This is a genomic window from Cognatishimia sp. F0-27 (assembly GCF_020667845.1).
In the GTDB taxonomy this organism is placed as follows: Bacteria; Pseudomonadota; Alphaproteobacteria; order Rhodobacterales; family Rhodobacteraceae; genus JAFMPQ01.
In genome coordinates this window covers 43,083-56,852 of the sequence record NZ_JAFMPQ010000011.1, presented here as the reverse complement: position 1 = coordinate 56,852, position 13,770 = coordinate 43,083, and the positions used below count along the sequence as shown (strand labels likewise).

General features: G+C 63.7%; 13 protein-coding genes. 3 read left to right on the top strand and 10 right to left on the bottom strand.

The window, feature by feature from the left end; all coding sequences use genetic code 11:
* Positions 1-96 precede the first annotated feature (96 nt).
* A complete protein-coding gene (scpA, locus tag J1C49_RS07985) occupies positions 97-2,238 on the bottom strand; it encodes a methylmalonyl-CoA mutase (protein WP_227445289.1) in 2,142 nt (713 codons plus the stop codon).
* A complete protein-coding gene (locus J1C49_RS07980) occupies positions 2,210-3,139 on the bottom strand; it encodes a hypothetical protein (protein ID WP_227445288.1) in 930 nt (309 codons plus the stop codon). The genes scpA and J1C49_RS07980 overlap by 29 nt, the downstream gene beginning before the upstream one ends.
* Positions 3,140-3,299: 160 nt before the next feature.
* Here J1C49_RS07980 and J1C49_RS07975 point away from each other — a divergent pair, with 160 nt between their 5' ends.
* On the top strand, positions 3,300-3,839 hold the full coding sequence (locus J1C49_RS07975; protein WP_227445287.1) for a DUF4174 domain-containing protein: 540 nt from the start codon (positions 3,300-3,302) through the stop codon (positions 3,837-3,839).
* Positions 3,840-4,248: 409 nt separating this feature from the next.
* Here the strand turns inward: J1C49_RS07975 and J1C49_RS07970 are convergent, their stop codons facing one another.
* From J1C49_RS07970 to J1C49_RS07935, 8 genes are all read right to left on the bottom strand, one after another.
* The gene (locus J1C49_RS07970) at positions 4,249-6,249 is read right to left on the bottom strand and encodes an acetyl/propionyl/methylcrotonyl-CoA carboxylase subunit alpha (protein WP_227445286.1); all 2,001 of its coding nucleotides are present in this window, start codon (positions 6,247-6,249) and stop codon (positions 4,249-4,251) included.
* Between the two features lie 212 nt (positions 6,250-6,461).
* Complete coding sequence (locus J1C49_RS07965; protein ID WP_227445285.1) at positions 6,462-6,668, bottom strand: hypothetical protein; 207 nt, start codon at positions 6,666-6,668, stop codon at positions 6,462-6,464.
* Between the two features lie 625 nt (positions 6,669-7,293).
* The gene (locus tag J1C49_RS07960) at positions 7,294-7,653 is read right to left on the bottom strand and encodes a hypothetical protein (RefSeq protein WP_227445284.1); all 360 of its coding nucleotides are present in this window, start codon (positions 7,651-7,653) and stop codon (positions 7,294-7,296) included.
* A 90-nt stretch (positions 7,654-7,743) separates the two neighbouring features.
* Complete coding sequence (locus J1C49_RS07955) at positions 7,744-7,887, bottom strand: hypothetical protein (RefSeq protein ID WP_227445283.1); 144 nt, start codon at positions 7,885-7,887, stop codon at positions 7,744-7,746.
* A 214-nt stretch (positions 7,888-8,101) separates the two neighbouring features.
* Positions 8,102-8,491, bottom strand: a complete 390-nt coding sequence (locus J1C49_RS07950; protein ID WP_227445345.1) for a DUF6497 family protein — start codon at positions 8,489-8,491, stop codon at positions 8,102-8,104.
* A gap of 5 nt (positions 8,492-8,496) precedes the next feature.
* Positions 8,497-8,898: a cupin domain-containing protein gene (locus J1C49_RS07945; protein WP_227445282.1), complete on the bottom strand. Its 402-nt coding sequence runs from the start codon at positions 8,896-8,898 to the stop codon at positions 8,497-8,499.
* Positions 8,899-9,384: a GFA family protein gene (locus J1C49_RS07940; protein WP_227445281.1), complete on the bottom strand. Its 486-nt coding sequence runs from the start codon at positions 9,382-9,384 to the stop codon at positions 8,899-8,901.
* A gap of 10 nt (positions 9,385-9,394) precedes the next feature.
* Complete coding sequence (locus tag J1C49_RS07935; RefSeq protein WP_227445280.1) at positions 9,395-10,927, bottom strand: acyl-CoA carboxylase subunit beta; 1,533 nt, start codon at positions 10,925-10,927, stop codon at positions 9,395-9,397.
* A gap of 173 nt (positions 10,928-11,100) precedes the next feature.
* Here J1C49_RS07935 and J1C49_RS07930 point away from each other — a divergent pair, with 173 nt between their 5' ends.
* Entirely contained in the window at positions 11,101-12,327 is a 1,227-nt protein-coding gene (locus tag J1C49_RS07930; RefSeq protein ID WP_227445279.1) for a multidrug effflux MFS transporter, read from the top strand.
* A gap of 42 nt (positions 12,328-12,369) precedes the next feature.
* On the top strand, positions 12,370-13,770 hold the full coding sequence (locus J1C49_RS07925) for a short-chain fatty acyl-CoA regulator family protein (protein ID WP_227445278.1): 1,401 nt from the start codon (positions 12,370-12,372) through the stop codon (positions 13,768-13,770).

The following is a 13,770-nucleotide window of genomic DNA, read 5'->3' as shown; positions in this document are numbered from 1 at the left end:
GCACGCACACCGCCACGCCGATTGCGGGCAAATCCGGTGTTGCGCGCCATCAGGGTCCGACGCGGCTTTCCGCCCCGGACCCCGACAAAACCTCGCTCAGGCGGCGTGGTCGCTGCGTGCTTCGCGGATCAGGCGCAGAATATCCTGTGCCGCCTCGGGGATGTTTGTTCCCGGCCCGAAGATCGCTTTCACACCCGCCTTGTAGAGAAAGTCGTAATCCTGCTGGGGAATAACCCCGCCGCAGATCACGAGGATATCCCCCGCGCCCTGCGCCTTGAGCGCGTCGACAAGCTGCGGCGCCAACGTCTTGTGACCCGCCGCCTGCGACGAGATCCCGATCACATGCACGTCATTGTCGATGGCGTCCTGCGCGGCCTCATCCGGGGTCTGGAACAGCGGTCCCACATCCACGTCAAACCCGATATCGGCAAACGCGGTCGCGATGACCTTGGCGCCACGGTCATGCCCGTCCTGCCCCATCTTGACCACCAGCATCCGCGGGCGGCGCCCTTCGTCCTCGGCAAAGGCCTCAACCGATTTCTGGATCGCGGCAAAGCCTTCGTCGCCCTCGTAGGCTGCGCCATACACCCCTGCGAGCGTCTTCACCTCGGCACGATGCCGCCCAAACACCTTTTCCATCGCCATGCTGATCTCTCCCACGCTGGCACGATGTCGGGCCGCCTCCACTGCCGCCTCGAGCAAGTTGCCCCCCTCTTCCGCGCGGCGGCTGAGTTCGGCCAAGGCTGCGTCACAGGCTGCCGCGTCCCGCTCCGCGCGGATCTTTTCAAGCCGCGCGATCTGCCCGTCGCGGACCTTGGCGTTGTCGATATCGAGGATGTCCAGCGCGTCTTCCTTCGCGAGCCGATACTTGTTGACCCCGACGATCACGTCATCGCCCCGGTCGATCTCCGCCTGACGGCGCGCCGCGGTCTCCTCGATGCGCAGCTTCGGCATGCCCGACGCGACGGCCTTGGTCATGCCGCCCATCTCGTCGACCTCCTCGATCAGCGCCCAGGCCGCCTCGGCGAGGTCATGGGTCAGCTTCTCGACATAGTAAGACCCGGCCAACGGATCGACGACCTTGGTCACGCCGGTCTCTTCCTGCAAGATCAACTGGGTGTTGCGGGCAATGCGCGCGGAGAACTCCGTCGGCAACGCGATGGCCTCGTCGAGCGCATTCGTGTGCAGGCTCTGCGTGCCACCAAGCACCGCCGACATCGCCTCATAGGCGGTGCGCACCACGTTGTTGTAGGGATCCTGTTCCGCAAGGCTCACGCCCGAGGTCTGGCAATGGGTCCGCAGCATCTTGGAGCGCGGGTTCTGTGCGCCAAGCTCGGTCATGATCCGGTGCCACAGCATCCGCGCCGCGCGCAGCTTCGCCACTTCCATGAAGAAATTCTTGCCAATCGCAAAGAAGAACGACAGGCGGCCTGCAAACTTGTCCACGTCCATGCCGCGCGCCATGGCGGTCTTGACGTATTCCTTGCCGTCCGCGAGCGTGTAGGCCAGTTCCTGCACAAGGTTCGCGCCCGCCTCCTGCATGTGATAGCCGGAAATCGAAATGGAATTGAATTTCGGCATCTCGGCGGAGGTGTATTCGATGATATCCGCGATGATCCGCATGCTGGGCTCGGGCGGATAGACATAGGTGTTGCGGACCATGAACTCCTTGAGAATGTCGTTCTGGATCGTGCCGGACAGCAGCGCGCGATCATGGCCCTGTTCTTCGCCGGTGACGATGAAACTGGCAAGGATCGGGATCACCGCGCCGTTCATCGTCATCGAGACGGACACCTGATCGAGCGGGATCTGGTCGAACAGGATCTTCATGTCCTCCACGCTGTCGATCGCCACACCGGCCTTGCCGACATCGCCCACAACGCGCGGATGATCGCTGTCATACCCGCGATGGGTCGCAAGATCGAACGCCACGGACACCCCTTGTTGCCCGGCGGCCAGCGCCTTGCGGTAAAACGCATTCGATTCCTCGGCGGTGGAGAACCCGGCATATTGCCGGATCGTCCAGGGCCGGCCGGCATACATGGTCGCCTTCACGCCTCGGGTGAAGGGCTCCGCGCCGGGTGTGCCCCCCATATGCGGCAGGCCTTCGATATCGGCAGCCGTGTAGAGCGGCTTCACCGGGATGCCTTCAAGCGTGTCCCAGGTGAGATCCTCGAGCGGGCGACCCCGCAATTCCTTTTCGGCCAGCTTACGCCAATCGTCGGGCAGATCCGTCATGGTGGGTTCTTCCTCTCTCTTGCAGAACCGGTGCCGGTGTGATCACCGGTCTGTTTGGTTCCGGTATCGGTGTGAATATCGCCAGCCCATCCGCCCCGGCGCGAAGCCAGAACAGATCGTCGGCGTAAAGCTCCCTGAGGCGCGCGCCCTGGGCGGCGCTGAACGGAAGCCAGCGCCCCTCGCCATGCGCCACCCGCGCGGTGTCGACGCCGCGCTCCGCAAGGATGCGGCGCAACGCGGGTTTCTGCGGGCTGCGGTTGACGCGGAAGGCCCGTGGCTCGGTCTTCGGCACGCCCGTCGCCCCGGTGATGGCGCCCAGCAGATCCGCGGGCGCATCGCTGCGCTCTTCGAACAAGGTCACGACAATCTCACTTCCGGGGCAGGCACAGGACAGATCGGTGATCACGTCGCGCCAGCTTCGGTTGCTGCACGCAATCGCGTCACAGGTCTCGACCGACGGCAACCGCAGCCCGCGCGCCACCAGCATGGCCATGGCCGAGGACCACCAGGTGTCCGGCGCACGGATTTGCAGGACAACCCGCCGAACCTCGCCAAAAGCGGCATGGATCCGGGCCATGCGCTCGCCAATATCGGGATAGAGCGATCGCGCCCGCAACGCTCCGCGGGCTGTGCCGATCATCCGGGGATCGGATACCAGGAGCTGTCTGACCCCCCGGCGTTCCGCCGCCGCGAGGTTCATCCTCAAACGCCCGACGGCCCGGTCCCACGCGGCCCGGTTGCGTGGCGTGCCGCACAGGTCACGCAGCAAGGCCGGACGGGTCCGCGCAGGTCCCCAATACCCGATACCCTGTTCGCGAAGCGTGGTTTCATGCGCATCGAGAAAGGTCTGAAACGACCCACACGCCGTGCGGTGCGCCCCGCCATGCAAAATCACATCCATCGCAGCCGTCAGCCCCCTGTTGCGTCGCGGCCCTGCGCCGCACCCAAGGTTGTGACGCAGGATCGTGAGCATGACGTTAAAGTCAAAAATTTCACCGCCTTGAGGGTGCAAAGCCTGTGCAGAGCGCCTGCGCGGACTTATATCCAAAAGTATGACAGGTTTGAAACAACTCACATATTGCGCGCTGCTGGTCGGCGTAGCGACAACCGGCACCGCGCAAGGCGCCGATGACACCGCTCGCGTTGCGGAGACCGCTGCCATTGCGGACACCGCGCCGGAAAATCCTGAGCAGACTGCACAAACAGAGGCCGAGGCGGCCGCAGAGACCGCGCCGCGCATTCTTGTTGCCACCGAAACCTCGCTCGATGACTGGCTCTGGATCAAGCGTCCGGTGGTCGTCTTTGCCGATAGCCCGGCCGATCCACGATATGTCGAGCAGATGCAACTGATCCTGGACCGGCTCGATGCGCTCGACCTTCGCGACGTGGTGGTCATCACAGACACCGACCCGGCTGCGCGGTCATCGGTGCGCACGAAGCTGCGCGCGCGCGGGTTCATGTTGGTGGTCATCGCCAAGGACGGCACAATCGTGACGCGTAAACCCGCCCCATGGGATGTGCGGGAAATCTCGCGCTCCATCGACAAGCTGCCGCTGCGGATCCAGGAGATCCGCGACAGACGCGATACCGCCCGGCCGTGACGCGGGGCTGAGGGGCCACCGGCACGCAAGGGCCGGGGAACCGGTGCCGCCCCGCGCCGCTTGGCACGCGCGGGGCGTGGTCCGCAGGGGGGCGGCCCGGCGCGCCGGGCATCTGCCACGATAACGATGCCTCGATACGGCACAGTGGAGACCTTGGTTATCGGCCGCGCATAAGGGGTGTCGGTGATGACAGAGCACTTCCCGTGCAGCGCAGGCGCGCACGTCCCGTCCAACACAGTGGCGCACGTCCCGTCCAACACAGTGGCGCACGTCCCGTCCAACACAGTGGCGCACGTCCCGTGCAACACAGTGGCGCACGTCCCGTGCGACGCCACAGCACAGGACACGGTCCCTTGGGGAACCGCGCCGCTTGCGCCGGGATCGGACGGGATCGCGCCACCCATGACGGTTATTCGAACTCCATGATCACGTCGTCCACCGCGAGGCTGTCTCCGGCGGTCGCCTTGATCGCAGAGACCACCCCCTTGCGCTCGGCGCGAAGGATGTTCTCCATCTTCATCGCCTCAACGGTGCAGAGCGCTTGCCCCTCCTGCACTTCCTGCCCTTCTTCCACGTCGATTTTCACGACGAGGCCGGGCATCGGACAAAGCAGCATCTTGGATGTATCCGGCGGCAGCTTCTCGGGCATGAGCGCGGCCAGCTCCGCCTGACGCGGCGTGCGCACATGCACCTTCATATCCGCCCCGCGGGTGCGCAACCGATAGCCATGCGTGATCTTTTCAACCTTCAGCACAAGCGGTTTGCCGTCGACGGTCATCCACGCCAGGCTGTCGCCCGGCGTCCAGGCGCCCTCGACCCTGAGCGCGCCGCCATCCTCGAAGGTCACGGTGGAGCCGTCGTGATCGGCGGCAATGCTCACCGCCATGCGCGCGCCTTGCGCGGTCACGACCCAATCCTCGCCCACGTGGCGCTCGTGATTGTCCAGCGTGCCAGAGATCCGCGCGCGCCGGATCTCCGCCACCCGGTTCATCGCCGCCGCAGCCGCCGCAACGCGCCGCAGGTCGGTCTCGCCAAGCGTGACCCCGTCAAAGCCATCCGGATATTCCTCGGCAATAAAGGCCGTCGTCATGTCGCCCGAGACAAATTTCGGATGGTCCATCACCGCCGCCACGAAGGGCAGGTTGTGGCCGATTCCCTCGACCTCGAAACTGTCCAGCGCGTTGCGCATGGTCTCGATGGCGGTCGGACGATCAGGCCCCCAGGTGCAGAGCTTGGCGATCATCGGGTCGTAATACATTGAGATCTCGCCGCCCTCGAACACGCCGGTGTCATTGCGCACGATCCCATCCCCCAAGGGGCCTTCCGCCGGTGGACGATACCGCGTGAGCCGCCCGATGGACGGCAGGAACCCGCGATAGGGATCTTCGGCATAAAGCCGGTTTTCGATCGCCCACCCGTTGATCTTCAGATCTTCCTGCTTCATCGGCAGCGTGCCGCCGGCGGCGACATTGATCATCTGTTCAACCAGATCGACACCGGTGATCAGTTCGGTCACCGGGTGCTCCACCTGGAGGCGGGTGTTCATCTCGAGGAAGTAGAAGTTCTTGTCCCCGTCGACGATGAATTCCACCGTGCCCGCGCTGGCATATCCCACGGCTTTCGCCAGAGCCACAGCCTCTTCGCCCATCTTCTTGCGGGTCTCCGGGTCGAGGAACGGCGATGGCGCCTCTTCGACAACCTTCTGGTTGCGGCGTTGGATGGAGCACTCGCGCTCGTGCAGATAGACCGCGTTGCCATGGGTGTCGGCAAGCACCTGAATCTCGATATGGCGCGGTTGCGTGACGAATTTCTCGATGAAGATCCGGTCATCGCCAAAGCTGGACGCCGCCTCGTTCTTGGACGACTGGAAGCCTTCGCGCGCCTCCTCATCGGTCCACGCGATGCGCATCCCCTTGCCGCCGCCCCCGGCAGAGGCCTTGATCATCACCGGATAGCCAATCTCGTTGGAGATCTTCACAGCCTCATCGGCATCCTCGATCAGCCCCATATATCCGGGCACGGTCGAGACATTGGCCTCCTGCGCAATCTTCTTCGAGGTGATCTTGTCGCCCATCGCCTCGATGGCCTTGACCGGCGGGCCCACGAAGGCCACGCCTTCGGCTTCAAGGGCCTCGGCGAATTTCGGGTTTTCCGACAAGAATCCATAGCCCGGATGCACCGCTTGCGCACCGGTCTGGCGGATTGCGTCCATCACCTTGTCGATCACGATATAGGACTGGTTCGCCGGCGGCGGACCGATATGCACGGCCTCGTCCGCCATTTCGACATGCAGCGCGTTGCGGTCGGCATCGGAATAGATCGCCACGGTCTTGATACCCATCCGGCGGGCGGTCTTGATGACGCGGCAGGCGATCTCGCCACGGTTGGCGATCAGGATCTTGTCGAACATGTCTGTCCCTTCAATTGACGGTGGCCCGTTTGGCGGGCGTTCTTTGGTCCGCCAGCACGGCGGACGGCAGGCACGAAAAAAGCCGACCCGACAGGCTGTCGGACCGGCTTTCGCAATTCTCGTCCCGCCGCACATGGGTCATGTGCGTCCGGGCAAATGTCGCAATCCGCATGAAAGACGCGGATTGGCGCGCTATCTGGTCAGCGGTCGGCTCAGTTACAGACCTGCGGCGTGACGTCGTCGCACACGACGCCAGCGGTGCCGCCAATGGCCGCGCCCACAACCGGGTCGCCGCCGGTGCGGTCCGCGATGAACGCCCCGCCCGCGGCGCCGATGATACCCCGTTCGAGATCCGTGCCCGAACAGGCCGCAAGGCCAAGGGCCGCAACGCAGCTGAGCAAAACCGGTTTGATACGCATGATGAACTCTCCCAATCACAGGCCATAGCCTCGTGCCATGACCGATAGGGCAGGAACGCCCGCGCTTGCCTGCGGGTTCCTGCCGATGTCAGCGTCGTGTGGCGGGGAGCCCCCGCACGCGACGCGGCATCCCTGTCAGCAGCGCGACGGGAAGCGCGCGCATTCCCCCATGCCGTCCGCCGTTTCGGTCGGGGAGACCTGTGCGGCACGGCTCGCTGCTTCTGGCATAGCGGTGCAGGATGCGCACACGCATAGACAGAAAAGCACAAGCCCGGGACGAAGATCAGACATGAGACGCGGTCCTCGATTTCGCTGCAGGATGCAGGCCAGTATGTGACGGGTTTTGCAGCGTCGGTCCAGCCTTTCGACGCTGTGGCAAGCATATCGGCAAACCCTTGCCAATCAACAGATAAATCACGACAAACGGAAAAAACAGGTGGCCGGCTTGGGGACGCGCCGGGCCACCTGAGGGACTTAGGGTCACGGAGCAATCCGGTCTGCCCGCAATGGGTCCGTGCTGCTTCCGAAACAACCGTCGCGCAAAGTGATCCCCGCGCCAAGCACAACGTGCCGTTGCATCTTGTTTCGGCGATGGGTTGCGCATTCCGGGTGCCGCTCGGCGATTTCATGCCCATCCCTCCCCCTCGAACGCCTCGGGAAACGCGGCACGGGCGGCAGCCTCGTCAATGATCAGACGCGCCGCGTAATCCTCGGGGTCAAACGGATCGTCATAGGGCAGCACCTCGCGGCCAAAAAGCCAGGACAGCCGCCCTGCATCCAGATTGCCGCGCTCGAAAGGCTCGGTGCCGAACTGCGCCCACAGCGCAGCCATGAACGCCGCATCGGCACGTTTGTCGGGCGCGCGCCGGTCGCGAAACCGCTCGCGCCGCGTCAGCGGGGTGGCGCCCTTGGGATTGGCGCGACGGATGGTGAATTGAAAATCAGTGCCGGGCAAACGCCCCGGAAAACCGCGATGCTTGATCATGCCACCAGTCCCCCGTCACAGAAGGACACGGCTGCGGCAATCGAAACAGGAGAAAAGGGGACGGGCGCAACGGCCCGCCCCGGTAGTCGATTACTTGTACTTGCCGGTGTAGACGGGCTCATACGTGATCGGCTCAGGGTCGACCACGACGAACTCTTCTTCCGCAGGCTTGGCACAGGCGGCAACGCCTGCAGCAAGGCCGAGGACGGCAAGAAGCTTGATGCTCTTGGACATCTCTTACTCCTGTCAGTGACGCCGGGTCCGTCAACGCCGCTAGGCGCCGCCGCTCCCGACTTCGAGGTACAGACTGCTTGGGTGCAATCCACCGACAAGATACCGCTTGGGCTGTGGAAAAGATACGCCGCGTCACCCGCAACGCGTGTCTGTGACTCGAAAGCCTCAGAAAGTTGTCCACATGCACTGTGCTTCGCAAGATATTGTATGTCCATCAAAACGCCTCCCAGATGCAGACGTTATCCTCAAGGCGAAAACGCTCGAAAAACTGCGTCACGCCGGGGTTTGCGACGCCAAATTCCGTTGGCTCCGACATCAGGGTGATCACCACCTCCTGCGGCGGGCCGCCCGCATCGGTGACAAAGCTCTTGGCGAATTTGGCGCAGAGGTATTCCATATCGGCCACGATCACCTCCGGGTCAGGATCGATGCCTGCAATGTCGGGCGCGAGAAAGCGAAACCGCACCGTCGCAAGCCCGTCATCGGGCGCGGACACGATGTCGTGGAACGCCAACATCACCCCCGACGGCACGGCAAAGCGGTCGTCCGCGCCGGCAGCGCCCGCCAAGACCGCAAACGCGGCCCCCAGTCCAAGACAGCGCATAACAGTCAAAGCGGCGCATCCTCGTCCTGTGTCGCAAATTCCGCCGGGCTGATGATCTCGATCAGCTCCATATCGTCGGAATGGCGGCATTCGCGGTGCTTGATGCCCGGCGGCTGGAGCACGCAGGAGCCTTCGCGCAAGAGGTGCTCCCCCTGCCCTTCATACTCGAAGACCACCCAGCCCTTTGTCACATAGACCATCTGGAAATCGAGCGCGTGGCTGTGCCAAGCGCCCGGGCTTTCCATTCCCGGCACGGCCCGGATCACATGTGCGCCGTATCGGCCTTGCGTTGCCTCCGCGATGCCAAGCTGGCGGTATTCAAAGAACGGGCGCAGCCCCTGTCCTTCGAACTTGCCATCATCCGCATGGGCGATGGTGAAGGCCTGGTTTTTCCAAAGCTGGGTCATCTACTTCACTCTCCAGGGCGCATCGTGGATCTCTGGCACCTGCGGCGTGCCATCCGCATCGGCCACATGCTCGGCGTAGACCGGGAAATGCGCCTGCGCGACCGTTCCCGCCATGGCGGAGCCGGTGAAGATGTAGCGGGCGGTTTCTGGCGTGCGCTCGAACCAGTCGGGATCGTCGAACGTGCCGAGCATAACGCCCACCATGCCGGGAAAGCGCTCAAGCGTGACATAGACAGTCGTGGCGCAAACCGGGCAGGACTGCATGTGCAGCGCCTTGCCGCTGCCTTCGGAGACATGCGTATAGCTGTGCGTCTCACCGCTCGTGAGCGTAAAACCGGCCTCGTCAAAGGCCACAAGCGCGTTCATCGGCGTGCCTGTCAGCTTCTGACAGAAGCGGCAGGTGCAGAAGGATGTGCGTTTTGGCGCGGTCGAGACCGCGTAGCGCAGCGCGCCGCACAAACACCCCCCCTCGTGAACCTCGCTCATGGCCCGGCCCTCACAATGGGATGTTGTTGTGCTTCTTCCACGGTGTTTGCACCGTCTTGTTGCGCAGCGCCGCAAAGGCCCGCGCGACGCGTTTGCGGGTCGAGCGGGGCTGGATCACCTCGTCGATGAAACCGCGCTCTGCGGCCACGAACGGGTTGGCAAAGCGGTCTTCATATTCCGCTGTGCGCGCGGCGATCTTGTCCGTGTCACCAAGCTCGGAGCGGTAAAGGATCTCGACCGCGCCTTTCGCGCCCATCACGGCAATCTCCGATGTGGGCCAGGCATAATTGACATCCGCCTGCAAATGCTTCGACGCCATCACGTCATAGGCGCCACCATAGGCCTTGCGCGTGATCACCGTGACCTTGGGAACGGTCGCCTCGCCATAGGCATACAGAAGCTTTGCGCCGTGCTTGATCACGCCCCCATATTCCTGCGTGGTGCCGGGCATGAAGCCGGGCACGTCCACAAGGGTCAGAAGCGGGATCTCGAACGCATCGCAGAAGCGGACGAAACGGGCCGCCTTGCGCGACGCGTCGATGTCGAGGCACCCGGCCAGCACCAGCGGCTGGTTTGCCACCACGCCGACGGTCTGGCCTTCGAGCCGCACGAAGCCGGTCAGGATGTTCTTGGCGAATTCTTCCTGGATCTCGTAGAAGTCGCCCTCATCCGCGAGCTTGGTGATCAGCTCTTTCATGTCATAGGGCGTGTTCGGGTTTTCCGGCACTAGCGTGTCGAGCGAGGCTTCGATCCGGTCCACGTCATCGAAGAACGGCCGCACAGGCGGCTTTTCCCGGTTGTTCAGCGGCAGGAAGTCCACCAGCCGGCGCACTTCGGCCAGCGCCTCGACGTCATTTTCGAAAGCCCCATCGGCCACGGAGGATTTCCGCGTGTGGGTCGTGGCACCGCCAAGCTCTTCGGCGGTGACATGCTCGTTGGTGACGGTCTTGACCACGTCCGGGCCGGTCACGAACATGTAGGAGCTGTCCTTCACCATGAAGATGAAGTCGGTCATGGCTGGCGAATAGACCGCCCCACCGGCGCAGGGCCCCATGATCAGGCTGATCTGCGGGACCACGCCGGATGCCTGAATGTTGCGCATGAACACGTCGCCATAGCCCGCGAGACTGTCGACGCCTTCCTGGATCCGCGCGCCGCCGGAATCGTTGATGCCAATCACCGGTGCGCCGTTCTGCACGGCCATGTCCATGATCTTGCAGATCTTGGCGGCATGGGTGGCCGAGACCGATCCGCCGAGCACGGTGAAATCCTGGCTGAAGACATAGACCATCCGACCGTTGATGGTGCCCCAGCCGGTCACCACGCCGTCGCCATAGGGGCGGTTGTCTTCCATGCCGAAATCGGTGCAGCGATGCGCAACGAACGTGTCGTATTCCTCGAAGCTGCCTTCATCGAGAAGCAGGTCGATCCGCTCCCGCGCGGTCAGCTTGCCCTTGGCGTGCTGCGCGTCGATCCGCTTTTGCCCACCACCCAGCCGCGCGTTGTCGCGACGGTTCTGCAGCTCTTCGAGAATATCTTTCATGCCGTCCTCCGTTTGTAGCGCACAATACTGTCGCTGCAGGTGCGAACAAGGAAAGATTGGCAAATTTGCAAACTCTGAATATATACTCCGGTGAAAAATGAAAAATAGCAAAGTTGATACGATTCTGTGTCAGCGCATTGGACATGCCTTGGCTTGCGGCGTAATCCGAACATATGTCCGACATGCCAAACGTCCGTTTTCTCGACCGATCCACAGCCCCGCACCTGTTCACGCTTGTCGTCATGGCGGGGCTGTCTGCGCTGGTGATGAACATCTTCCTGCCCAGCCTGCCGTCGATGACGGCCTATTTCGACACCGAATACCGTATCGTGCAGCTTTCTGTCGCAGTGTTCCTGGCGGTGAACGCCGTGCTGCAACTGGTGGTCGGGCCCCTTTCCGACAAACTTGGGCGCCGCCCCGTCGTCCTTTGGGGAATCGCGTTGTTCATCCTGGCGACCCTCGGGTGCCTGATGACCGACAACATCTGGGTATTTCTGGCCTTTCGCATGGCGCAGGCGGTGATCGTGGTGGCCATGGTCCTGAGCCGCGCCATCGTGCGCGACATGGTTCCACAGGACCAGGCCGCCTCGATGATCGGTTATGTCACCATGGGCATGGCCGTTGTGCCGATGATCGGGCCGGCAATCGGGGGGCTGCTCGAAGAGGCCTATAGCTGGCACGCGAATTTCTGGCTGCTGATGGGTCTGGGCGTGGCGCTCTTTGCGTTGTGCTGGCGCGATCTGGGCGAAACCGCGACGCCCTCGGGCCTGTCGCTGACCCAGCAGTTCCGCGAATATCCCGAGCTGCTGACCGCACCGCGGTTCTGGGGCTATGCGCTGGCCTCGGGATTCGCCTCCGGCGCGTTCTTCTCCTATCTCGGAGGCGCGCCCTTTGTGGGCTCGGAAGTCTTTGGCCTCGATGCCTCCGAGCTTGGCATCTATTTCGGGGCGCCTGCGATCGGCTATTTCTGCGGCAACTGGTTTTCGGGCAAGTTCTCTGCCCGGTTTGGCGTGAACCGCATGGTGCTCTGGGGATCGAGCATCGTGGCGTTGGGCATGAGCGCCTTGCTTGCGGTGTTCCTGAGCGGTCACGGGTCCGTCTTGTGGTTCTTCGGCATGATGACCACGGTGGGTGTGGGCAACGGGCTGACCATTCCCAACGCCACGGCCGGGATGCTCTCCGTGCGCCCGCACCTTGCGGGAACGGCCTCCGGGCTGGGCGGCGCGATCATGATCGGCGGCGGGGCCGCGCTCTCGGCATTGGCCGGGGCGCTGCTTGGTCCGGGCACCGGGGCGGAGCCGCTGATCGTGCTGATGTTTGCCACATCGGTCTGTGCTGTCTGCGCCATCCGCTTCGTCATCTGGCGTGAGGCGCAGTTGAAAAAGCTGGACCTAGCCTGATCACACTGCAAACCTGCGCATGGGAACATGCAAAGGTGCAAAATGGCGGGCCAGAAACTCTATGCCGGGGCGAAACTGCGCGAATTGCGGACGCGGCTCGGGCTGACGCAAAAGGATTTTGCCGCCAAGCTCGGCATTTCCCTGCCCTATCTCAACCAGATGGAAAACAACAACCGTCCGGTCTCGACGACGGTGGTGCTGGCGCTGGCGCAGGAGTTCGGCTTTGACGTGACCGAGCTTGGACAGGGCGATGCGGAACGGCTTGTCACGGATATGCGCGAGGCCATGGCCGACCCCGTCTTTGCCGATGGCGCACCGCCGCTGGCCGATCTGCGTCTGACCGCCTCCAACGCCCCGGCGCTGGCGCGGGCCTTTCTGGAACTGCACCGCGCCTATCGGCAAACCCACGAACGGCTTGCCTCGCTGGACGAGGCGCTGGGGCGCGAGGGCGCGCAGCTTCAACCCTCTCCCTGGGAAGAAGTGCGCGACTTCTTCCATTATTGCGACAATTACATCGACGCGGTGGACCGCGCGGCAGAGCATTTCGCCGAAGGGCTCGCCAAGGAAGGCCCGCTGGCACAGGCCCTGACCGAGCGTCTGGCGCGGCTGGGCATCACCGTGCGCCGCTCCCGCGAAGCACCGTTGCGGCGCTTTGATCCTGACCGCAAGGAGCTGACGCTGTCATCGCTTGCGCGCCCCGAAACCCAGACCTTCCAGTTGCTGGTGCAGACCGCGCTGCTGCGGCAGGCGCAGCTTCTCGATGCCACGCTGGATCTGGCGCGGTTCCAATCCGATCAGGCCCGCAGCATTGCGAAACTCGGCCTTGCCAACTATTTTGCGGGTGCCACCAAGATGCCCTACCGCGCGTTTCTTGAGGCGGCGCAGGACACGCGGCACGACCTCGAGTTGCTCGCCACCCGGTTCGGGGCCTCGATCGAGCAGGTGGCGCATCGCTTGTCCACCCTGCAACGGCCCGGCGCCAAGGGTGTGCCGTTCTTCTTTGTGCGCGTGGACCAGGCCGGAACGATCACCAAGCGGCATTCCGCCACGCGGTTGCAATTTGCCCGGTTCGGCGGGGCGTGCCCGCTGTGGAACGTGCATGCCGCGTTTGAATTGCCGGGGCAGTTCCTGCGGCAGCTGGCCGAAACCCCCGACGGGGTGCGCTATATCAGCCTTGCGCGCGACGTCTCCAAGACCGGCGGCCATTTCGGCGCGCCGCGGCGGCGCTACGCCATTGCCCTGGGCTGCGAGGTCCGCCACGCGGCGGGGCTGGTCTATGCCGATGACATGGACTTTACCCGGCCCGCCGCCTTCGAACCGATCGGGATCTCCTGCCGGATCTGCGAGCGGACGCAGTGCCATCAGCGCTCCGTCCCCCCGCTGGAAAAGCGGCTGGCGATTGACCCGATGCTGCGGGAGACCCTGCCCTACGCGCTCGAGTAG